Origin of the sequence: Celerinatantimonas yamalensis (assembly GCF_046054155.1) — a bacterium.
GTDB classification, from domain to species: Bacteria; Pseudomonadota; Gammaproteobacteria; order Enterobacterales; family Celerinatantimonadaceae; genus Celerinatantimonas; species Celerinatantimonas yamalensis.
The window spans coordinates 13,672-35,713 of record NZ_JBEQCT010000012.1 but is presented as its reverse complement, the minus strand read 5'-3'; the positions used below and the strand labels follow the sequence as shown (position 1 = coordinate 35,713).

The window sequence follows — 22,042 nt, the reverse complement described above, 5'->3', positions numbered from 1 at the left end:
TAATCAAGGAGCGATATGACTGATTCCCCATTATTAGAGATTACCGATTTAACGCTGAGTTTTAAAAGCCGAGAGGGGCTCAATCGGGCATTAGACGGTGTCTCCTTTAGCGTACATCGTGGTGAGGTGGTCGCGGTCGTTGGTGAAAGTGGTTCGGGAAAATCGGTAACGTCATTGGCGCTGATGGGCCTATTAAGTGATAACGCGGTGATTGAAAAAGGACAGGCTATTTACACCCCAGATGTGAATCGCCGCTACGATCTCACCTGTATTGATGAGCGGACACACCGCTCTATTCGTGGTCAGTCGCTGGCGATGATTTTTCAAGAGCCGATGACCTCGCTCAATCCAGTACTCAAAATTGGTGATCAGCTCACCGAAGCACTCTTTGATCACCATCTTTGTTCACGCGAGCAGGCGTGGCAAAAGGCGCTGGCGCTGCTTGATCAAGTCCGGATTAACGATGTGGAACGGGTGATGAATAGTTACCCGCAGGCGTTATCGGGTGGAATGCGTCAGCGGGTGATGATCGCTTTGGCTTTGACCTGTGATCCTCAGATGCTGATTGCCGATGAGCCGACTACGGCGTTGGATGTGACCGTGCAAGCGCGCATTTTGCAAATTCTGCGCGAGTTGCAACTGCACAGACAGATGGCGGTGATGTTTATTACCCATGATATGGGGGTTGTAGCTGAAATCGCTGATCGCGTCGTGGTGATGTTTCGCGGCAAAGTGGTTGAAACGGGATCAGTTGAGCAAATTTTTAAAGCCCCACGGCACCCCTATACCCAATCACTGTTGGCAGCGGTCCCTAAGCTTGGGGATATGGCGGATTCACACTGGCCCAAACGGTTTGCCATTGTGGGTGAAGATGATCCTAACGTGGTATTAGAGCAACAGCGAACTGCCGATTATTCAGGCAAACCACTTTTGGATGTTCGCGGTCTGCAAGTCTACTACCCGATTCGCTCTGGTATTTTGAGCAAAACCACCCACGAAGTGCATGCTGTCGAGCAGATCGACTTTGACATCTATCCGGGTGAGACGTTAGCCATTGTTGGCGAGTCAGGCTGCGGCAAATCGACCACCGGGCGGGCTTTGCTACGCTTAGTTGAGCATCAAAGTGAGTCGATTCATTTTCAGGGTAAAGAAATTTCACTACTCAATGACCGAGCTTTTAAGCCGCTGCGCCAATCGATGCAGATGGTCTTCCAAGACCCGTACGCCTCGCTCAATCCGCGTCTCACGGTGGGGTTTACCATTGCTGAGCCGCTGCTTATTCACGGGATGGCAAAATCGCTTAAAGAGGCATCGCCGGTCGTGGCACAACTACTAAAGAGCGTTGGCCTGGAACCCGAACATGCTCGTCGTTATCCCCATGAATTCTCCGGAGGGCAGCGCCAGCGGATCGCGATTGCTCGTGCCATGGCGCTGCAACCGAAAGTGATTATTGCCGATGAAGCTGTCTCAGCGCTGGACGTATCGATTCAGGCGCAGGTCATCAACTTGATGATGGATCTGCAACAAAAAACTGGGGTGGCTTGGATTTTCATTTCGCACGATATGGCTGTCGTGGAACGTATTGCCAATCGAATTGCGGTGATGTATCTGGGGCAAATCGTTGAATATGGCTCACGGCACGCTATTTTTAACCATCCTCAACACGAGTATACCAAGCGGCTATTGGCGAGTGTGCCTATCGCCGATCCGAGTCGGCGAGTGGCGCGCCAGTTTGACGATGATGAGCTACGGCCATCGCCAATGCGGCCACTTGGCGCGGCAGTTACTAAACCACATTATAAAAAAGTTGCAGAGCAACACTGGGTCGCTATTTGACTCCTTTAGAGTAAGCGAGCATTTGATAGTCAATCACAACACAGGACGTTGAGGAAATTACTCATGCAAAGTAGCAAGTACTACCGCCGCGCAACGCTCGCGCTGGCTTTAAGTTTGGGAATGGGATGTGCTTATGCACAGGGCCTTAAGATCTCTATGTATGCCGATATCACGGGGCTTGACCCGCATGATACGTCGGATAATGTCAGCTACTCCGTGCAAAGTGGGATCTTTGAACGGTTATTCCAGTTCGATGCCAACATGAAGTTAATTCCGCAGTTGGCAACTAGTTATACCAGTAATGCTGACGCCACTGAGTTTGTGTTGCATCTGCGCCATGGCGTGACCTTTCAAGATGGCACAGCATTTGATGCCGCCGCCGTGAAAGCGAACCTTGACCGACTGGCCAATCAAAAGCTCGGTCTTAAACGGAACAGTTTGTTTAAGCTAGTTAAAACGGTGACAGCAGTCGACCCATATACGGTCAAAGTTGTATTAAGTGAATCGTTTGGGGCATTTATTAATACCCTAGCGCATCCTTCTGCGGTGATGTGGAGCCCAGCAGTGCTGGCTAAATATCCCAGCGAAGCGCAACTGCGTAAACATCCAGTGGGAACAGGGCCGTTTAAATTTGAGCAGTGGCAACAGGGACAAGATGTCAAACTGGTCAAATATGATCACTATTGGAAACAGGGCTGGCCGAAAGTCGATAGTGTGACTTTTTATCCAGCACCGGAAGACTCAACGCGCGTTGCCGCGCTTCGCTCAGGTCAGGTCAATGCGATCTATCCATTGCCGGCCGATCTGGTGAATGTTGTCAAACATGATGACAAGCTGGCCGTGCAGCGTGACCCCAGTATCTACATGTATTACATCGCATTGAATACCCAGCATAAATCGCTGGCGAGTATCAAAGTCCGTCAAGCGATCAACTACGCTATCAACCGTAATCTATGGTTGAAAGTCGGCTATGCAGGCATGGGAACGCCAGCTGAGTCGGTGATTGCGCCGCGGGTACAATTCTTTGCCAAGCAGTCGACGCCGAACTATCAGTTTAATCCCGCCAAAGCTAAACAACTGCTGAAAGAAGCGGGTTATGGCAATGGCTTAAAACTGAACTTGTGGACTTCGAATGCGACCACATCGGTACGCAGCGCACAGTTCTTTAAACAGCAGTTAGCGCAGGTGGGTATTCAGGTCAAAGTGGTACCGATGGATTCGGGGGCGCGCGATGCCAAGTTATGGAGCGTTCGCGATCCGAAAAAAGCGCAGTATGATCTCTACTACGGCGGCTGGTCACCTTCAACGGGTGATGCTGACTGGGCGCTTCGGCCCCTATTTGCGACCGAGTCATGGGTACCCACAGCGTACAATGTTTCGTACTACTCCAATCCAAAAGTGGACAAAGCGATTCGAGATGGTTTAGCCACAGCCGATCCGAAAGTACGTGCTACAGCGTATGCTCGCGCTCAGACGTTGATCTGGCATGACGCGCCGATCGTATTTTTGGGGACGCCGGATAACTTGGTTGGTAAACAGAAAAACTTAAGCGGCGTATCGATGCTGGCTGATGGTACCTTACTGTTTACTCAAGCCCAGTTTAAATAATCGTTAGGAGGGAGAGCCCGATGTTAACTTACGTGATCCGCCGAATCCTCGAAATGATCCCGGTGTTGTTAGTGGTCTCCCTGTTGGTCTTTGGTTTTATCAAGTTGTTGCCTGGTGACCCAGCTCGCGTGTATGCCGGGCCGGATGCTACCCAAGCGGCCATTGAAATGGCCCGCGTGCATCTGGGTCTGAATCAACCCATGGCAATGCAGTATTTGCATTGGCTAAGCGGCTTGGTGCATGGCGATCTGGGGACCACCTATCGCACTCAGCAGTCGGTTGCACAAGTGATAGGCAAAAGCTTTATGCCAACCTTGTATCTCGCAATGGCAGGGTTTGTGTGGTCGGTAGTGCTGGGGTTATTAGTGGGAGTTGTCTCGGCGCTCAAACGTGGCAAGTGGCAAGATTGGACCTTAATGAGTTTAGCCATCGGTGGCATCTCGTTGCCACCGTTTTGGTTAGGATTGTTGCTCATCCAGTTTGTTGCGATGCCCTATGGGATCTTTGCTGTCAGTGGCTTTAATAAGCCTCTCGATATTGTGTTGCCGGCCTTTACGCTAGGGGCGTCGGTAGCGGCGGTGATGGCGCGTTTTACTCGCTCGGCATTTTTGGAAGTCGCGCAAGAAGATTATGTGCGTACCGCCAAGTCAAAGGGACTACGTGAACGACTCGTCACCTGGAAACATATTATGCGCAATGCTTTGATTCCAGTGATTACCATGTTGGGGCTGCAGTTTGGCTTTTTGCTGGGTGGCTCGATTGTGGTGGAAACCGTATTCAGTTGGCCGGGATTAGGGTGGCTTTTGATCCAGTCGATTCAAACCCAAGATCAACCTGTGATTCAGGCACTCGTCATGCTGTTTGTGCTGGAATTTATTGTGATTAATTTGCTGGTCGATCTGTTGTATGCGGTGATCAATCCCGCCATCCGCTTGAAATAGGAATGCTATGGACTCGTTAATTGAAATGAATCAGCAAGATAACATTCGCTCGCCGTGGCGGGAATTTTGGCGGCGCATCTTAGCAAACCCAGTTGCTGTCGGCTCGGGTGGTTTTATTGTGCTACTGGTGCTGGTGGCAATTTTTGCACCTTGGCTGGCGCCTTATAATCCGCTGCATAGTGATTGGAATGCGCTGGCAACTGCGCCCAACTGGCAGCATTGGATGGGCACCGATGATCTAGGCCGTGACCTATTAAGCCGGATCATCTATGGCGCACGGATCTCTTTGTATGTCGGTTTTTTCTCGGTCACGCTAGGCATGGTTGCAGGGATTTTGCTGGGCCTATTTGCCGGCTATTATGGCGGCTGGTTAGACATGCTGATTATGCGTGGCGCCGATGTCTTATTTGCTTTTCCTGGGATGCTGTTAGCGATTGCGGTGGTGGCTATTTTAGGGCCAGGTTTAAACAATGTCATCGTTGCTGTGGCGGTCTTTAGCGTGCCCGTGTTTGCACGTATTGTGCGCGCCTCGACGCTCTCTCTTAAACAAGCGGCGTATGTCGAAGCAGTGCGTTGTGCAGGCGCCCGCGATCGACTTATTTTGCTGCGCCATATCTTGCCGGGTACGCTCTCTAACGTCATTGTATTTTTTACCATGCGTATTGGCACCAGTATTTTAACCGCTGCTAGTTTAAGCTTTATCGGTTTAGGTCCTGAGCCCGATGTGCCCGAGTGGGGCAATATTTTGGCGATGGGACGTAATATGATGATGGCAGGTGTGTGGCATGTGAGTTTATTTCCAGGGTTGGCGATTTTTGTTACCGTGCTCGCGTTCAACCTGCTTGGGGATGCGCTGCGCGATACGCTCGACCCAAAATTGAAGAACTAATCTAGATGGGCTGCGCTAACGCTAGATAATCAAGGGATATCGATGACGACAGAACAATGGCGTAGTGCTCGGTTGCATAATTTGCTTGAGCGCTGGCAATGCACGCGTCAAATAGGCTGCACGCAACTGGTCGCAGGCCCCACCAATAGTATCAGCGACGTTGCTGGGGTCAGAGTGGGGCATGTCACCCTTGCTGAGGGCGACGTTCAAACGGGTGTGACGGCCATCGTTCCCAATGCCGACAATTTATTTGCATCGCCACTTTGTGCAGGCGCTGCTGTGCTCAATGGTTTTGCCAAGCCGATGGGGCTGACGCAGCTCGATGAGTTGGGCATTTTGCAAACGCCGATTATGCTGACTAATACCTTCTCGGTGGGACGCGTTTATACCGGACTGGTGCGGTATATGCTTGAGCAAGCCCCTGAAGCGGGACGTGAGCAGGCTACCATTAACCCACTAGTTTTAGAGTGCAATGACGGCTACCTCAATGATCAACAGGCCTTTGCCGTGAGTGAGACGATGGTTCACGATGCGTTAGCAGCGGCAAATACCTCGTTTGAGCGCGGCAGTGTCGGCGCCGGGCGAGGAATGAGTTGCTTTGGTTTGAAAGGCGGAATTGGCACCAGCTCGCGCTACATTCACCAACTAGACGCCACGTTAGGCGTGTTGGTGTTAGCCAATTTTGGCCGCTTGTCGGCGCTACGCTTAGATGGGATGGCGCTTAGCGAGTGGATCGAGCCGTGTTTAACTCAACCTACCGCGCAGCGTGATGCCGGCTCTATCATTATTGTGATGGCAATCGATGCGCCGTTAAGTGCCCGTCAGCTCAAGCGTATTGCCAAACGTGCTGGCGCTGGACTGGGTCGCCTTGGCAGCTATTGGGGTCATGGTTCCGGCGATATTGCATTGGCGTTTTCAACCGCCTCACAGCCGTGTCATGATGTCGATGATAGCCACATCGAAGAGTTACTCTGCGCCAGTGCAGAGGGTTGCGAATTCGCGGTTTTAGATGCTTTGCTACAGGCAACGCCAGTACAAGGATTTCGCGGTCATTCAAGAAGCACACTCAGTGATGTACTTGATAAGCTGGCCGCGCAGCATGGGTTAAGTCACTGATACTGATACCAAGGAGTGATGATGAAGATTTTTATTTCCGCCGATATTGAAGGGATCGCAGGTGTTGTTTCGGCGCGCCAATGCGCGCAGGGTAATGGCGAATATGAGCTTGCCCGTGCACTAATGGAAGGCGAAGTGAACGCTGCCATTGACGGCGCATTTGTCGGTGGGGCTAGTGAAGTGGTGGTGGCGGATAGTCACGGTGCAATGACCAATTTGCGAGCGGCAAATATCGATTCACGTGCCCGCTTGGTGCAGAGCAAACCGCGACCATTGTCGATGGTTGAGGGGATTGAGCAGCATGCTTATGATGGCCTATTTTGTATTGGTTATCATAGCGGGGCCGGTCAAGCAGGGGTGCTAGCCCATACCATCAATGGCAGCGCTTTTTTTAGTGTGATGATTAACGGCGAGCCAATGGCCGAAGTGGATATTTATGCGGCTGCAGCCGCCGAGCAGCAAACTCCGTTGTGGCTAGTGAGCGGGGATCACCTGTTTGGTCAATGGGTTGAACACTACTATCCGAGCGCCAAATTTGCGTGTGTGAAACGGGCGATCTCTACCTCTGCCGCTGATTCGTTAAGCCCAGATGCGGCGCAGCGGTTGATCCGTGCCCAAGCCATAGAAGCGCTGCGTCAAGCCGTGCCGATGCTAACTAGTCGAATTAGCGCACCCTATCAATTGCAGCTCACCGCCAGTAAGCCGGTCTTGGCCGATCTGTTTGCCTTGATCCCTCACGTTGAGCAACTGGATGCGCGCACGGTGACCTATACCAGTGCGACGATGCGTGAGCTAGTTAGTTTGCTCTGTGCATTTTCCTATTTAGCCAGTACTCAAGCTTAGGTGAGAAACAACGATGATTAAACCCGTGATTGTTATTCATGGCGGCGCCGGGGCGCTGTCGCGCAGCACCATGGATGAAGCCCTTGAACTGCGATATCGACAGGGGCTACAAACCATTGTGAGTGCAGGACAAACACTATTAGCACAAGGCGCAAGTGCGCTGGATGTGGTGACCGAAGCGGTGCGTCAGCTCGAAGAACACCCGCTGTTTAATGCCGGCCATGGCGCGGTGTTTACCCATGAGCAAACCCATGAGTTAGATGCCTGCGTGATGGCAGGTGATACCCTTAATAGTGGTGCTGTGTGCGGGGTCAGCCATATTCGTAATCCCATTTTGGCAGCAAGGCAAGTCTTAGAAAATAGCGAGCATGTACTGTTTACCGGTCGCGGCGCCGAGCAGTTTGCTCAATCAAAAGGTCTAGAGATGGTAGCGGCTGATTTTTTTTCAACCCCTGAGCGTTTAGCACAGCTGCAACGCATTCAAAGCAGCGACAAGGTGATGCTCGATCATGACTCTCTGGCGCTTGCTGCCGACAAACCGAGCGACCCGCTTGATCCAGATAAAAAATATGGCACTGTCGGTGCCGTCGCTATTGATGCGAACGGGCATCTGGCCGCCGCGACATCGACTGGCGGTATGACCAATAAAATGGTCGGACGTGTTGGCGATTCGCCTATTATCGGAGCCGGCTGTTATGCCAATGATGCCACTGTTGCGATCTCATCCACGGGCACGGGTGAAGCTTTTATGAAAACAGTGGCCGCTTTTGATGTGTCAGCGTTAATGGCTTACACCGGCGCCTCGTTGCAACAGGCAATGACCCACGTGGTGATGGATAAGTTACCGAAAATAGGTGGCAGTGGTGGGATGATTGGCGTGGATCATCAAGGTCATATTGCGCTCATTTTTAATAGTGAAGGGATGTATCGCGGTTATGGTTATGTTGGCGAAGCACCGCGAGTTGGCATCTATCGTGAGAGCGAGGTTTAACCTTTCTTAGGTCGGTGATTTGGCCAACCGATCCGCCGCAGATGGCTTGGCGAAGCATAGAAAGTTGCTTGCCAAGCCATATTCATCAATTAAGCGCGCGGTTTGACTGTTTTGAAGCGCGTAAAACCTATCATCCAGATCCCTGCTAGCAACACCGACAAAATCAGTAATCCAGCAAAGGCGGCTTGGAAACTGACTATCCCAACTAGCGCGCTGATCATCAAGGCGCTAATCGTTCCCACACCCATATTGAAAGAGTGACTCAGACTTGCAACCAGTGGTGCTTGGGTTTCATCAAAAAAGCGCAGTCGGCCATCAAAAGCTAACATTGAAAGGATATTTGAGACAATATGGGCCGCAATCACCAGCACTAAAATAGCCGTCAGATTGCTAAGTTCGGCGATGATGTAATAGCAGCTACAAAATACCACTAGTGTGGTGGGTGTCATCCAGAAGCTTTGGGTCAGTCGCTGCATCGGCAAATAATGGGCGATGACAGGTCCCAATAGCTGCCCGAGAGTCCGACACAGGGTAAACACCAAAACTGGGGTGAAGGCCAAGCCAAACTGCATTGAGGCAAAATGCTGGGCACTCACCAACGCCGGCCCTAAACTTAAAAACGCGCAGCCAAATAACGCTAATGCAGGCCCCATAAAAAGGACCTGCTTTTGCTGTGCACTCAGCGCTTTGAAAACCAAACGTTGTGTCGAAGGTGCTGGGGTAGCGGCAAAGTCACTGGCAAAACGGTGGGTTAAGTACCACAGCGCAATGCCTTGCAAGATGAAGGTAAGCGCATCGATGAGTATCATCATATTGACTGATATCAGTGCAAACAGCACGACTGCGAGCAGCGTTCCAAATAAACTTTGAATGGCAAACACGGTGGTATCAAGCGCAGTGAATAAGCTGATTTCGTCACTTTGAAACTGACGTTTAAAATACAGTGCAAGGTGGGCACTAGTCGCCCCGCCCAAAAGTGATAGGATCAAATTACTGCTGAGCAGCAAAGCTAGATTTCCCTCGTGATAACCTAACCAAGTAATCAGTAAGGCAACAGAGGATAACACATTGGCCAGCAACAACGCTTGAGCAATAGTGAATTTGGCGCGGTAGTAGCGGGCTCCGAAGGCAGCTAATACGCCGGGTGTAGTGCTACTTAAGTAGGCTAAGGTAAACCAAGTACTGCCTGCCTGCACGCGCTCCAAGGTGCCGTAAACAGCCAGATTGGTCATGAGTGAACCAATTGTGCTTAAAGTGTCAAAGGCCAACCACCCACTGAAACTGGGGTGAGTGCGTAGCAATACATAGATACGCTGAAACAGTCGTCTTTTCATAGTCAAATCCATATAGATAGCCGCTGCAGGTCCAATTGTGTACCGCAGAGTTTTATTCCAAAGAAGGGAACATCATGGGTTGATAGAAAAGCGCGATCTACATCGGTGGCACTATCCTTGGCTTGAAAAATTAGTGAGCTGGACAAGAGATTACGGGCAAATATGCTTAGAATCAACCGCTAATTTTGGTGAATTAACTTAACAGGTGTATAAATTGCAAGCATCTTATGAAAAGGAGTTTGAGCGGTCAGGAGAGAGCAATGCGATTACGACAAATTGAAATATTTCAGGCTATCTATCAGGCAGGTTCGATTAGTGGTGCGGCGCGCTTACTGAATGTTTCTCAACCCAATGTAAGCCGAATTCTTAGCCATACCGAGCAGCAACTCGGGTTTAGTTTGTTCGAACGTCACGCGCAAGGGATGCAGGTGACCCAAGAGGGGGAGATGTTGATCCCGCAAATTGAAGCGGTGTATGAGAAATTAAAAGAAATCACTGCACTGACGAAACGATTGGGTGAAAATGGTGCAAAAACTATCCATATTGGTGCAGCGCATGCGTTTGGTCAGATGGTTGTGGCTCCCAGTGTGGTTGACTTTCGCCAGCAGCACCCTGGATTACAAATTGAGCTGATGACTGAACACTTTGCGGCGTTATGCCAGTTAGTCCTCGCTAAAGATGTCGATTTTGCCTTGGCATTTGGTCAGCACGTCCCTGCGCGGTTATTCGCTGAACCGCTATTTCAAGCCAATATGGTGGCTATTTTACCCCTTGATATGCCATCGTCTGCTATGGTGACGCTCAAATGGTTATGCCAGCAAGGGCTAATTATGATGCAGCCCAATGATCCACTAGGGGAAGTGTTGCACCGCGCTATGCTACGCCAACGGTTGTCGGCGCAAGGCACATTGCAGATTAAAAGCTACTCGGTGATTGCCGATATGGTTGTCGCTGGCGGCGGTGTTGGGGTGGTCGATCTATTCACGGCGCGCTGCTATGAACATAAATTAAAAGTGGTGCCTATCGCCGATCCACTGCCATTTGAGGTCATGTTCTTAAGCCGCGCGGATAGCCCACAATCACGGGCAACGTTAGCGCTGAAAACTTGCCTTAAGACCCATTGTCAGCAGATTGCTAAGCCGTTGCAACTTTCCGCTTAAGTTTGACGCAGCGAACACCATAGCCTCCGTGTTAGCCACAATCATATGTTCTTGGGAACGCTGCACTCACCGTTAAGTGCAGCGTTCCGCACTTTAACAAATTTAGTTAAATCACCGTTACGTTGCCTAAACCGATATATTTAGAGCGCAGACTAGCTTAGCGATGTATCGCTATGCTGCTCCACGAGCGATTTAAAGCAGTTAGCGTCGGCGACTATCGGTCTATTGGCGCACAAAGATGAGAATGTTAAGCGTCATTCAGTACAAAGAACTCTTCTGGCTTGTTCATATCATGTTATGCATGCTGCCCTTGTAATTTCTTCGATTGCCCCTCAATCTATATTTGCTCAATACACTCTATCAGCAGAGTGATAAGGGCCTCACAAATTGAAAACGGAGGGGATATGACACAACCCAATGCACGTTTATCAGGGGATTTTAAACTCGGTGGTGAGTTAGCCGTTCATCGACTTGGTTTTGGCGCGATGCGCATTACCGGTGCCGGAATATGGGGTGACCCAGCAGACCCTGCTGAGGCACTGAGGACATTAAAGCGAGTGCCAGAACTTGGAATTAACTTCATTGATACCGCCGATGCATATGGCCCCGATGTCTCAGAACAGTTGATTGCCAAAGCGCTACACCCTTATACGGGAGTTGTCATTGCCACTAAAGGCGGCAACTCGCGTACCGGTCCTAACCAATGGATCCCACTGGGGCGGCCAGAATATTTGTTGCAACAAGTGCATAAGAGTCTGCGCAACTTACACGTTGAGCAGTTGGACTTGTGGCAGTTACATCGTATTGACCCGAAGGTGGCGCGTGAAGAACAGTTTGATGCCATCAAACAGATGCTTGAGCAAGGACTGATTCGCTTCGCGGGATTAAGTGAAGTCAGTATTGAGGATATTCAGGCAGCCCAGCAGTATTTTCCGGTTGCTACGGTGCAAAATCGTTACAATTTAGTTGATCGCAAACATGAAGATGTGCTTGATTACTGCCAAGCGCAGGGGATTGGCTTTATCCCTTGGGCGCCTTTAGATAGCGGCGATTTAGCTGGCTCTGGCACATTGCTGGCTCAATTAGCTGAGCAATATCAGGTAGGGCCTAGCCAAATTGCGTTGGCGTGGCTACTTAAACGTAGTCCAGTGATATTGCCGATCCCAGGAACCTCCAAAGTGGTGCACCTAGAGCAAAATGTCTCGGCTGTTGAGGTGACACTGACAGATGATGAATTTGCCCAGCTTGATCAATCCGGAAAAGCCGCATCATAGTGTAAATAAGAATAGATGAATGAGTCAGATGATTGTAGCTGGTAAGAAATGATGCTCAGTCAACACCACCGTGTTGTTGACTGAGCTTTTTTATGGCTCTTATTTATTTTCAATTATCTGCGTTGCAGCTCTGGCGAAAGCTGTGGCGGTCGACGCGCCACACTAGCGCTCACCGATGTGTCATGGTTGTGTGCTCCGTCCAGCTTTGTTCGTAACTGAAAATTAGACAACGTTTGATCAAGTATGCTGGTTTGCTGTTTGAGGGCGGAACTGTTTTGAGCGATCTCTTGGAGATTGTTATTAAGGGTATCTAAATGCTGACTCGATGAGAGCACATAGTCATTCATCTGTTGACAGATCTGATGCTGCTGCTCGGTGGCACTGGCAATTCGTCCGTTGCGATCACGCAGGTCATCCACCCCACTTAAAATAGCACTGAAGTGATCGCCTGCATGATTGATCACATCTAAACAATCACTAGCGATGATCATACTTTGTTCACTGCCATCAACGACGGCCTGAGCTTGATGCTGCAGAGTTTGGATCATTTTGGCAATTTGTTCAGTTGCTTGTTGGGTACTTAGGGCCAGTTTGCGCACTTCATCGGCAACCACTGCAAACCCGCGACCATGTTCACCGGCGCGCGCCGATTCAATCGCTGCGTTGAGCGCCAGCAAGTTGGTTTGATCAGAAATCTGAGCAATGGTGGCGACAATCGACTGAATGTCTAACACGCCGTTGCTAACTGCTTTAATCGCTTGCTGACTTTGCTCTAATTGCTGATTCAGATGGGTGATATGGCTCACCCCCTCTTTGATTTGAGATTGCCCTTGTTGGCTTTGCCGATAGGCAAGCTGTGCTTGATTTGCGGTATCTTGGGTGGTTTCGAGTACATGCGATACTCCATCTAACAGTTGTGACATCGCTTGCTTGAGTTGTTCCGTTTGATGCACCAGTTGATCTGTTTGCCCAGAGGCTTGGTTGAGCCGTGCATCAATCTGATTGGACTCGCTCGCGACATTTTCTCCCATGGTGACCTGTTTATGCATCAGATCATTGAGGGTCGATTGGCCCTGATCGAGATAGTGGGCGAGGGTAGCAAATTCATCTTGACCAGATATTAAAGTTGATTGACGAAAATTACCTTGTGCAACCAGTTCAATCCCCGCGCGTAACCCTTTGATCCGTTTTCGAATATGTCGCGCAATGCCAAATATACCGATTAGTACAAATAAACCGCACAAGCCTGTCAGTGAAAAGATCCCGATATTAAGCTGTTTGGTTAATAACGACGAAGTACTCAAAAATGACCCACCGATCAATACCGAGCCGTTTTCGGGGAGTGGGTACAAATAAGATAGCTTGGTTTGCATTTTATTGACGATGGGGTTGCGAGCGCTGTAAGCCACCAATTGTGCCTTATTGGTTTGGCTGACGCTGGCGATGGCTTGTTGTAATGTTCGACCATCTTGCAATTGTATTTTGGTGAGCAATTGGCCCTCTTTTTTGTGATCGATGGGGTCGATCAAAATGCGGCCACTTTGACCATCAACCAGCAAATAATAACCGGAGTCTTTTTCCCCCCATCGCGCTGAATTAAGCAGGTATTTAAGGGCAACAAAGCTGCCAGACATCTTTTTCGCCACATGACCTGTGATCGTCACCTGCTGAATCAACGTGCTTTTTTCAAAGTTGACGATTTTCTGAGTCAGTGTATGCGTTGCCACTAATGCGCCGATTAACAATAAAAGAATGACACTGCCACTTTGTAAGGAGATCAGTGTTGTGAGTTTAAATCGGCGATAGATAGCGTCCATGGATTCCCCTTTAATATACCGCTTGCGTAGCCATTCAATGCCGAATTAATCGCTACAACCAGATAAAACCTCACTTAATTTGCCCGCTACGCAATAGACCTGCAATGACTAAATATGAGTTTATTGATATGGCTTGCAATAATTAAATTGCCATTTAATTACAACAATAAATTTTTTAAAAATTAGATCTCGTCGCTATTCATGAGTGTAAACGATTACATATAATGCTCAGTTGCCTGTGACCTGTTTTCTTCGGTTAAGCAAAGATGCTAGCGTGCGCGAGGATGGGATGTTTGCCCTATCGTAGTCTTGAGTCTTGGTTGATTGTCGCCGCGGTTGGGTGAATGACTGGCATTTCGCCTTAATCCATGAATAATATGGGCATTGATTGTTGATGCTGAGCATTTTCTCTTGGTGTCATTCGATGAGAAGGGTTTTCATGTCACAATTGCGCCGCATTATTTTACTGCATACTCATCTAACAGGCGTGGTCGAGATCGATCTCGACGATCATACTAACTTCTGTGGTACCAATGCCTCAGGAAAAACTACTCTGCAGCGCTTGATCCCCGTCTTCTATGGGGAGCAGCCCAATCGTGTGGTGCCCAAAACCCGCAAAAAATTTGATGAATTTTATCTGCCTTACAGCAACAGCTACATTATTTACGAGTACGAACGCGATAATGGCTCGGTTTGCCAAGTTGTATTAACGCGTAAAAGTGAAGGCGGGGTGGATTATCGCTTGGTTGCGGCTCCCTATCACAGCGAGTGGTATCTACAAGACAGCGCTCAAGAACTCATCGCCTATAGCTATGCGCAGTGGAGCAGTGCCATGCGCCTGCGAAGCGACGTCCAAATGTCGGCAAAAATCAGTGCGACCAGCGAATATCGCAGCATCATCCAAAATGATGTTGGCGCGCTACGCGCAAGTGGAAGCGAGATTATAAAATTGCGCCGTTTGGCGACCCAATTTGGGTTAGTCAGCCATACGCATAAGCTGCGGCATATCGAAAAATTAGTCAGCGCCGTACATGCCAAAGAGGGCAAAATGGATACCCTCAAGTCGATGCTAGCGGCAATTTTTGAAGAAGATGGTGTCACTGTACCCACGACTAAAGTGAAAAATGCCAAAGCCCGAGAGTGGATTACTCAGATGCGCCAGTCGATGCGTCTGGAACGATTGCAACAGGATTTTGCACAGCTCACCCAATTAGAGCGTCAGTTGGATGGTACACAGGCTCAGCTTGGCCGCTTATTGCCACGCTTAGACGTTGATCATCAGCAACAGATGCAGCAACGCGCCGATTGGCAAACCTCACGACAAGCGATTCACCAGCAGTTGCAGCAATTGCGTGATGATTTCTCCGAGCAGCAACAAACATTCAATGGTCAGTTGAGCAAAGTCGAATCTGACTTGCAGGAGAGTACGCTGCGCTTAGATGATCTGCAGCAGCGTTACGAGCGTTATGAACAGCGCCATATGTGGCAATTGCAGCAAGAGAGTGAGGCGCTACCACTGCAGCGAGAAACGTTGGCCGAGATCCAAGAGCAATATCAATTGATGCTCGACCTGCAAGGCGATTTGGCCCACCAGCTTGACCAGCAAAAGGCCAAATTAGCGCAGACTCTACAACGTTTAAGTGAGACCAACCACAGCAAAACAAAGCAACTGCAACAGCAAAAGGATGCGCTTCGCGAACAGCAACAGGCCAAACAAAACGAATTAGAACAGGCGTTTCAAGAGCGGCTACAAACTCAGCAAATGCAGTTCCATCAAGAACTTTCGGCGGTGCAGAGCCAACTCGCTGTCCTACAAAACCAATTGACGCACTCACCGCTGAGCGCAGCTGAGTTAGATGAGCTGCATGTTAGTGAACGGCGTTTGGAGCAGGCGCAGATGAACCATCAACAATGCGCCGAGCAGCTCAGTGCATTGCAGCAGCTCTGGCAACAAGCTCGGGAGATGACAACCGATGCCGATGGTGCGCTCAGTGTGGCTCGTCAACAGCTGCATCGCAGCGAGATGCAGTTGCAACAATTGCAGCGTCAACTTACGCCCGACACGGGTAGTTTACGCGCGTATCTGCAGCAGCATTATCCAGGTTGGGAGCAAAACGTTGGTAAGGTTATTGATGCTCGCTTACTCGAACGCGCCGATTTACAACCTAATATTGGTGATGTTGGTGACTCACTCTTTGGTGTGCAATTGGCGCTAGGCGCTATTGATCCGCCAGATTATGCGCAAGATGAAGCCGGTATTCGCCAGCAGCTGCAGCAAGCATCGCAAGATGTCGATCAAGCGCGGGCGCGCAAACAGCATGCAGAAAAAGCCCTCCGCAGTGCGCACGATGATGCTGAGGTTAAGCGCCAGCAAGTTGAGTCAATGCAGTGGCAACTGACTGAGGCGGGGCAAAATATTGAGTATGCACGTGATGCGCGAGTGCGACTGCAAGACAAGCTGCATGAATTCACCGAACAGCGCCAAGTGCAGACGCGGCGCACACTTGAGCAAACTCAGCAGCAAAGTGAGCAGTTGCAAGTGCAGCAGCGTGATGCACTGCAGGCACTCAAAGATGATCATCACCAGCAGATGATGGAGTTTCAAGTCGACTGGCAAAGTGCTTTGCAGGTGTTCGATGAACAATTTGAAATGTTGGAGCGTCAGCTTGAAGATAAACGTCACAATCATCACCAACAGCTCAAAGAACTTGAGCAGGCATTTAATGAAGAGCTTTCCGATAAGGGAATCGACCCGCACCGTATTGCGCAATTAAAACAGCGTCAGCAACAGCTCAGTGAGTCGATTAAAACCATTGAAAGTCGGCAGGATGAATTAACCGCTTGGCAGCGTTTTATTCAACTAGATTGGCAGCAGCTGCGCCCCAAATTGCTAGAACAAGAAACACAGTTAAAGCAGCAGATACGTCAGTTAAACGCGCAACTGAGCACGCTTAAATCCACTTTTAATACCCAGCGCAAAGCGCTCGATGCGCAGCGTGATAAAGCTCAAGAGCAGCTCCAGCAAGCCGAACAATGGCTCAACCAGTTGACCCCCTTGCTGAGCAAAATGCGTATATTAGAGCTACCATCTTCAGTTGATGGTGCAGCAGAACTGGACGGGGATCTGAGTGAGCGACTAGCCCGCGCCAACCAAGCGCTCGCCCAGCGTAGCCAGTGCGAGAGCCAATTACGCGCGCAGCTTGAGCAGTTTGAAAGTATTTTGAGCAAAGATGCTGGGGCCGAGTTCTTAGATCGCTTAGACTACGAAAAACGCCAGCTGCTCGATCCGAATGATATTCGTCTTCAACTGAAAATTTTAGCCGATCTGTTGCGAATATTGCGCGACCAACAGCAACAGCTGCTGGAGATGGGTGAGAATATTGGCGGCGATTTGCAAAAATTCTTTACTGTTTTTAGAGATATTAATCGGCGTATCACTCAGCAAAGTAGTCGCTTAAGTGATGCGGTTGCGGATGATTTGACCCTTGAAGGAATTGATAAGTCAGAGGTGCGGATTATCTCAACTATCGATGAACTTGGGTTTTGGCAACCACTTCAAGAGTTCGCCAAGCTCTATGATGATTGGAGCGCTTCAGGTAAAGCACTCCCCTCGGATGCCTATCTTGATGCGCTGGCGGATGTTGTGGACTTGCTGCGCGCTGATGAGCAATATCGGATGGAGTCACTGTTGCGCCTCGAGTTACATCTGAGTGAAGGTGGCTCAGAGCTAGTTATTAAAAATGATCGCCAGCTGCTAGAATCATCCAGCCACGGCATGGCCTATCTCATTTTGTGCAAATACTTGCTAGCCTTTACCCGTTTAATGCGCGCCGATGCCGATGTGACGATCCATTGGCCTATCGATGAAATTGGCACGCTTGCCTACCATAATGTTGAGAAACTCTTTCACGCCTGTAGTGATAATCATATTGTGATTGTAGGGGCCTTTCCCAACCCTGAGTCTGATGTGTTGTTATTGTTTAAACATCGCTATTTGCTGGCGCCAAGCCAAACCGATCCAAACCAGCGGCAATTAAAACGTATTCAGCCCAAAATGAGCCGGCTCGCTGAGCGATTGATTCAAACTGCGGAGACGAACCTATGATCCAGTATGGTCCTTTACTTGAGCGGCTGCTTGCCGGTGAGTTTATCTGTCAGATCAGTGATGAAGATGCGTATCGACGTTTAAATGATGAACAAACCCAACAGCAAATCAATCAGTACCTGCGGCCACTCAATCGGCGGTTAGTGGGGAGTGAACGGCAAAGCGTTTACTATTTAGGCTATGTGGATCTGACCCGCACGGCCCGTGAGCAGCTCTCAAAGCAGTTTTCGGAAACCATTCAAGCGTTATTGCCGTTATTAGAATGGCTATTATTGGTGCAAGAAACCATGGGGAATGATCGCGCACTAAGCGCAGGTGACACCATTAAACTGCAAGAATTTGTGCTGCGCGCGGAAGATAACCAAGGGTTGCGCCAGCGGCTGAATCTGTTAGCCAACCATCGTTTTTTTAATAGTCACAGTGACGCCTTAGATAATCAGGTTAAATTGATCTTTCGCCGTCTCAAAGAGTATGGTTATTTGGTACAGCCCCATGCCCAGCGCCAATATTACATTGTGACCGCTAAGATTGATTATCTAATTGAATTAATTAATTTTATTCGTAGCGAAGAGCACTTGCCTGTAGCGGATACGCCGACCCAAGAGGAATTGCTCTAATGGCGGTAGAAAATCGTATCAATGCGTCTAATTTACTGCAAATAGGCACCAAACGGTTAAGCCTATTAGGCAAACATGCACAGGCGTTGATGCAAGGCTATGTCGATGGTTATATTGAGGAAACCGCACTGAGTGAGTTGGCCCTCAAAAAGCTGGTGGATGCCCGCCTTGTATGGCGCCCCAGTGCACAACACCCTTTGGCACTTCGGCCTTTGGTCAGCGAGTTGATAGCGAGTATGGTGGCTGATGAAAATCGCCGCCAGATCAATGCCGATGTTGCCGAAAAGCTTGAGCAGATCCGCATTCGAGTACAGGCTTATCATGATGCTCAAGCTCGGGGTGATTACGCGATGAGTGAGTTACAGTTGCAGCGTTTAACCGAGCATGTGCATGATTTGAGCGGACAGTTTGAAGAAGCGATCGATAGCCTTTGGCATCGACTGAATAGCGACTTTGGTTTTGTCAGTAGTTTAGACGATAAGATCCGTGAGAATGAACGGGCACAAAAGCAGCTGCGCCGCTTGCTTGATGGCTTAGAGCTGCTCGATTTTACTGAGTTAATCGCACTGTCGGAAGGCTCTAGCCAATTGCGAAAGCTATTGGTCAGCGGGCTGCAAAACCATTTTAGCGATCACCACAGTAGTCTATTGGAAGTACAAAAACGCTTGGTGGTGCTGATGGCTAAATTTCGCCAGCAGCAGTCTCGCTCGCTATTGATCGCCAATATGGCCGCCTTTTTACGCGAGCATCCTCATTATCAACCCATCGATTACCCGCATAGAACGATAGTCCCTGAGCTGTTCAATCAGGCCAAAGCGATTCAACCGGCCGCGGCAGTCGCACTGGATAAGACCTCGGATTATCACGTGTTAGCCGAGCTTTCGCGCGCTATACCAAGACCCGTTACTGGTAAATCGCTGCAACTGCCAAGTGCCAGTGCCTTGCCAGCGATTGCAAATGAACCGATTACACTGCGTCAACAGGCGCTCAAACAGGATGTGGAGAATTTCTATTTACACGCAATCGAGTCAGCTCAAGCGCTGCGAGCATTGGACTATTTGGCATCCCAGAAGCTCAGCTGGGATGGTGAAATTTGGCTCTACCAGATCATTGCTGAATATCAGTCATTGCCGCGGCGTATTCAGCGGCAGTTATCACTGCATTATGATGAAAAACCAGCATCAAGTTTTAACCAACTGCAACTTATCGTCGATATTACGATGAAAGTGCGCAGTCAGTGATCTTTTTGTCGCTCTAGTCTAATTTATTGATGAGCTTGTATTTTTCTCATAACAGATTGATCTAAAATCTATTAATTGTTTTATTACATATCATTAAGAATAAATATAACTTTCATTAGCAATTCGATGCACATCTGTTAAAAATAGTGAGTTAGATCTGATCAAACCACTTCATTTTGTAGATAGGGATGTTGTTATGCTAGAGCGCGAAGAATCGACGGATCACAGTGGTAACGAGAGTGGGCTTTCGCTGCCACTCTATAAAGGTCCATTCCAAAATAACGGGGCGTCGCCTTGGTATGTAAAAATGGGGGTGGGGACGCCCGCTCAACCGCTGAAGTTTTCATTTGATACCGGCAGTAACTTTAATTGGGTGACCTCATCACTATGCTCGCCCTCAGGCTGCAAACATTATGGGAATGAGCGATTTTTTGAGCAAAGATCCCATAGTTTTAGGTGGGTGAATGATTCCCCCACCCAAGTTGATTTTGGGCCATGGGGATCGATGCAGGTGCAATCTGGCCATGATTATGTCGAGATGAAACCCGCTGAGCCGCATTTGTCACCTAGAGTGGCAACCGATCTCTATCTATCGCAAGAATACACTGGGCAACAGTTCGCTGAATTGGATTGGGATGGCGGAATCGGTTTACCAAGCTATAGTTATCAACCCGTTGATGTGCCGCACTCACAAATTGGCTATCGTGGTTTGCATTCAACTAGCGCTCAGCCATCGTTCCATTTTATGGAAACCTTGTTGGCACAAGGCGTGATCAATGCCCAGCAACCATTTGTGAGCTTTGACACTGATCCGCAGAATGCTCGTGGTCAGGTTGTATTTGGCGGTTTAGATGCGAGTTATGCACAGTCTCGTGAGTATTTGTTTTTACCATGGAAACGGTATGACGCTACGCCTGCGGTGGCCTCATTGTATTACATTTGGACCACTGAACTTGAGTCACTTGCCATCGCAGACAAAACGTTATGCTCTCGCCAGAGTAGTTCGACCCCGCTGTTCTTTTGTCTTGATTCTGGTTCATCGCAGTTTAAAGGCGATCCTGAAGTGATGTTTAATGCCTATCAGTATGCCAGTCTGCTGGGCGGCGATTTGACTCTCACTTTAGGCTCAACCGATACAGGTGCACTCGGCAAGTTGTGTATTACTGAAGCGCTCTATAACGTTCAGGTTGAAGCCGGCGAGTTTGCAGGCTTACAAGTGCCCCAATTTGAACCGATGCAAGGACTTGATGCTCTAGTGTTAGTCGGTTCGGTGCTGATGGATTATCTTTACACCGTCTATGAATATCAAGTGGTGGTAGATTCTCTGGGGAGCCAAAAACTCGAACCCGTCGGCATGTGGATTTTTAATAAACAGACGGGTCCGCAGATCATCCAATCTCGTCAAAATCAGCCGGCGCAGATCTTTCATAAGGGATATTAATATGAGTGCTCCATCATTGCTTTTATCAGGTCGCTGGGAAAATAGTTATGGTTCGCTGATGGATATCAGCGTTTCAGTCAAGGGTCATATTGTGGGGACCTATGCATCTACGACTGGCGCCTCAGGGCGTTATTGGGTGATCGGCAGCTGTACCCCGATTGATCCTAGTGCGCAGATGGGCCAATCGGTGGTAATCGCTATCTATTGGCGACCGATAGACACGGCAGCCGATGATGCAACCTACAATGCAAGTTGGCACTGGGTGTCGACCTATTGTGGGCAGTTGCATTGGCTAGAAACTGCGTCTGGGCAACGATCACTAGAATTATCGGTCGTGAACTCACTTGTTGCACCGACCCCCTATGATGGCAATGATGTGGGTGATTATATTGATAAAATCACCTTCACTAAGAGCGATCACCAAGGTGAAAGTGAAAGCAGCGGGTTGAGGCTCCCTGAGCTGAAGATGCAGAAACTCAAACCAAATACCTTAAATGGTCGCTGGGCGAATACGACGCAGACAGTGGAACTGGACATATCAGTGGATAGCGCCTTTGGTTGGCTAAGTGGTTTGCTCACGGACAGTGACCAAGCAATACCTATTTTAGGTTTTACGGATACGTTGCCGTTGACATCATCAGGCATTCGGCAAAGTGTGACCTTGTGTTCATGGGGCGATGGGGCCCATATTCAGCCAATATCGTTAAGTGGTTATCTCGATCTTGCCACCGATACGTTGATTGTCACCGCGTGGCGCGCGAGCGGCACCTCGATTGGGGATGCTTATTTACAGGCAAATGCAAGTGCGCTGATATTGATGCGTCAATAA

General features: G+C 49.2%; 16 protein-coding genes. 14 read left to right on the top strand and 2 right to left on the bottom strand.

Annotation, left to right across the window (positions count from 1 at the left end; all coding sequences use genetic code 11):
- Window positions 1-15: 15 nt before the first annotated feature.
- From ABUE30_RS17620 to ABUE30_RS17590, 7 genes are all read left to right on the top strand, one after another.
- A complete protein-coding gene (locus tag ABUE30_RS17620; protein WP_408625154.1) occupies window positions 16-1,836 on the top strand; it encodes an ABC transporter ATP-binding protein in 1,821 nt (606 codons plus the stop codon).
- A gap of 63 nt (window positions 1,837-1,899) precedes the next feature.
- Window positions 1,900-3,444, top strand: coding sequence for a glutathione ABC transporter substrate-binding protein (locus ABUE30_RS17615; protein WP_408625153.1), 1,545 nt, complete (start codon window positions 1,900-1,902; stop codon window positions 3,442-3,444).
- 20 nt (window positions 3,445-3,464) lie between these two features.
- Window positions 3,465-4,385 carry an ABC transporter permease subunit gene (locus tag ABUE30_RS17610; RefSeq protein ID WP_408625152.1) on the top strand — a complete coding sequence of 307 codons (921 nt, stop codon included), beginning with the start codon at window positions 3,465-3,467 and terminating at the stop codon, window positions 4,383-4,385.
- Between the two features lie 7 nt (window positions 4,386-4,392).
- Window positions 4,393-5,274: an ABC transporter permease subunit gene (locus ABUE30_RS17605; RefSeq protein ID WP_408625151.1), complete on the top strand. Its 882-nt coding sequence runs from the start codon at window positions 4,393-4,395 to the stop codon at window positions 5,272-5,274.
- Window positions 5,275-5,316: 42 nt separating this feature from the next.
- On the top strand, window positions 5,317-6,390 hold the full coding sequence (locus ABUE30_RS17600; protein ID WP_408625150.1) for a DmpA family aminopeptidase: 1,074 nt from the start codon (window positions 5,317-5,319) through the stop codon (window positions 6,388-6,390).
- A 21-nt stretch (window positions 6,391-6,411) separates the two neighbouring features.
- The gene (locus tag ABUE30_RS17595; RefSeq protein WP_408625149.1) at window positions 6,412-7,233 is read left to right on the top strand and encodes a M55 family metallopeptidase; all 822 of its coding nucleotides are present in this window, start codon (window positions 6,412-6,414) and stop codon (window positions 7,231-7,233) included.
- 13 nt (window positions 7,234-7,246) lie between these two features.
- A complete protein-coding gene (locus tag ABUE30_RS17590; RefSeq protein ID WP_408625148.1) occupies window positions 7,247-8,224 on the top strand; it encodes an isoaspartyl peptidase/L-asparaginase family protein in 978 nt (325 codons plus the stop codon).
- A gap of 89 nt (window positions 8,225-8,313) precedes the next feature.
- Here ABUE30_RS17590 and ABUE30_RS17585 read toward each other — a convergent pair whose 3' ends face one another.
- A complete protein-coding gene (locus ABUE30_RS17585) occupies window positions 8,314-9,558 on the bottom strand; it encodes an MFS transporter (protein ID WP_408625147.1) in 1,245 nt (414 codons plus the stop codon).
- 260 nt (window positions 9,559-9,818) lie between these two features.
- Here ABUE30_RS17585 and ABUE30_RS17580 point away from each other — a divergent pair, with 260 nt between their 5' ends.
- Both ABUE30_RS17580 and ABUE30_RS17575 read left to right on the top strand, forming a co-directional pair.
- Window positions 9,819-10,718, top strand: a complete 900-nt coding sequence (locus tag ABUE30_RS17580) for a LysR family transcriptional regulator (protein ID WP_408625146.1) — start codon at window positions 9,819-9,821, stop codon at window positions 10,716-10,718.
- 404 nt (window positions 10,719-11,122) lie between these two features.
- Window positions 11,123-11,992, top strand: a complete 870-nt coding sequence (locus tag ABUE30_RS17575; protein ID WP_408625145.1) for an aldo/keto reductase — start codon at window positions 11,123-11,125, stop codon at window positions 11,990-11,992.
- Between the two features lie 113 nt (window positions 11,993-12,105).
- On the opposite strand, the gene ABUE30_RS17570 is transcribed toward ABUE30_RS17575, so the two are convergent.
- Window positions 12,106-13,809: a methyl-accepting chemotaxis protein gene (locus ABUE30_RS17570; RefSeq protein ID WP_408625144.1), complete on the bottom strand. Its 1,704-nt coding sequence runs from the start codon at window positions 13,807-13,809 to the stop codon at window positions 12,106-12,108.
- A gap of 439 nt (window positions 13,810-14,248) precedes the next feature.
- Here ABUE30_RS17570 and ABUE30_RS17565 point away from each other — a divergent pair, with 439 nt between their 5' ends.
- From ABUE30_RS17565 to ABUE30_RS17545, 5 genes are all read left to right on the top strand, one after another.
- Window positions 14,249-17,914, top strand: coding sequence for an ATP-binding protein (locus tag ABUE30_RS17565; RefSeq protein WP_408625143.1), 3,666 nt, complete (start codon window positions 14,249-14,251; stop codon window positions 17,912-17,914).
- On the top strand, window positions 17,911-18,531 hold the full coding sequence (locus ABUE30_RS17560) for a hypothetical protein (protein WP_408625142.1): 621 nt from the start codon (window positions 17,911-17,913) through the stop codon (window positions 18,529-18,531). Before ABUE30_RS17565 ends, ABUE30_RS17560 begins: the two co-directional genes overlap by 4 nt.
- Window positions 18,531-19,772, top strand: a complete 1,242-nt coding sequence (locus ABUE30_RS17555) for a hypothetical protein (RefSeq protein ID WP_408625141.1) — start codon at window positions 18,531-18,533, stop codon at window positions 19,770-19,772. Before ABUE30_RS17560 ends, ABUE30_RS17555 begins: the two co-directional genes overlap by 1 nt.
- Before the next feature lie 196 nt (window positions 19,773-19,968).
- Complete coding sequence (locus ABUE30_RS17550) at window positions 19,969-21,213, top strand: pepsin-like aspartic protease (RefSeq protein WP_408625140.1); 1,245 nt, start codon at window positions 19,969-19,971, stop codon at window positions 21,211-21,213.
- 1 nt (window position 21,214) lies between these two features.
- Window positions 21,215-22,042, top strand: a complete 828-nt coding sequence (locus ABUE30_RS17545) for an avidin/streptavidin family protein (RefSeq protein ID WP_408625139.1) — start codon at window positions 21,215-21,217, stop codon at window positions 22,040-22,042.

What these genes read in the sequence shown, in the direction of transcription:
- ABUE30_RS17620 (WP_408625154.1), top strand. Translation starts at nt 16, where the DNA reads ATGACTGATTCCCCATTATTAGAGATTACCGATTTAACGCTGAGTTTT.
- ABUE30_RS17545 (WP_408625139.1), top strand. Translation starts at nt 21,215, where the DNA reads ATGAGTGCTCCATCATTGCTTTTATCAGGTCGCTGGGAAAATAGTTAT.
- ABUE30_RS17575 (WP_408625145.1), top strand. Translation starts at nt 11,123, where the DNA reads ATGACACAACCCAATGCACGTTTATCAGGGGATTTTAAACTCGGTGGT.
- ABUE30_RS17555 (WP_408625141.1), top strand. Translation starts at nt 18,531, where the DNA reads ATGGCGGTAGAAAATCGTATCAATGCGTCTAATTTACTGCAAATAGGC.
- ABUE30_RS17590 (WP_408625148.1), top strand. Translation starts at nt 7,247, where the DNA reads ATGATTAAACCCGTGATTGTTATTCATGGCGGCGCCGGGGCGCTGTCG.
- ABUE30_RS17585 (WP_408625147.1), bottom strand. Translation starts at nt 9,558, where the DNA reads ATGAAAAGACGACTGTTTCAGCGTATCTATGTATTGCTACGCACTCAC.
- ABUE30_RS17580 (WP_408625146.1), top strand. Translation starts at nt 9,819, where the DNA reads ATGCGATTACGACAAATTGAAATATTTCAGGCTATCTATCAGGCAGGT.
- ABUE30_RS17560 (WP_408625142.1), top strand. Translation starts at nt 17,911, where the DNA reads ATGATCCAGTATGGTCCTTTACTTGAGCGGCTGCTTGCCGGTGAGTTT.
- ABUE30_RS17550 (WP_408625140.1), top strand. Translation starts at nt 19,969, where the DNA reads ATGCTAGAGCGCGAAGAATCGACGGATCACAGTGGTAACGAGAGTGGG.
- ABUE30_RS17600 (WP_408625150.1), top strand. Translation starts at nt 5,317, where the DNA reads ATGACGACAGAACAATGGCGTAGTGCTCGGTTGCATAATTTGCTTGAG.
- ABUE30_RS17570 (WP_408625144.1), bottom strand. Translation starts at nt 13,809, where the DNA reads ATGGACGCTATCTATCGCCGATTTAAACTCACAACACTGATCTCCTTA.
- ABUE30_RS17610 (WP_408625152.1), top strand. Translation starts at nt 3,465, where the DNA reads ATGTTAACTTACGTGATCCGCCGAATCCTCGAAATGATCCCGGTGTTG.
- ABUE30_RS17565 (WP_408625143.1), top strand. Translation starts at nt 14,249, where the DNA reads ATGTCACAATTGCGCCGCATTATTTTACTGCATACTCATCTAACAGGC.
- ABUE30_RS17595 (WP_408625149.1), top strand. Translation starts at nt 6,412, where the DNA reads ATGAAGATTTTTATTTCCGCCGATATTGAAGGGATCGCAGGTGTTGTT.
- ABUE30_RS17605 (WP_408625151.1), top strand. Translation starts at nt 4,393, where the DNA reads ATGGACTCGTTAATTGAAATGAATCAGCAAGATAACATTCGCTCGCCG.
- ABUE30_RS17615 (WP_408625153.1), top strand. Translation starts at nt 1,900, where the DNA reads ATGCAAAGTAGCAAGTACTACCGCCGCGCAACGCTCGCGCTGGCTTTA.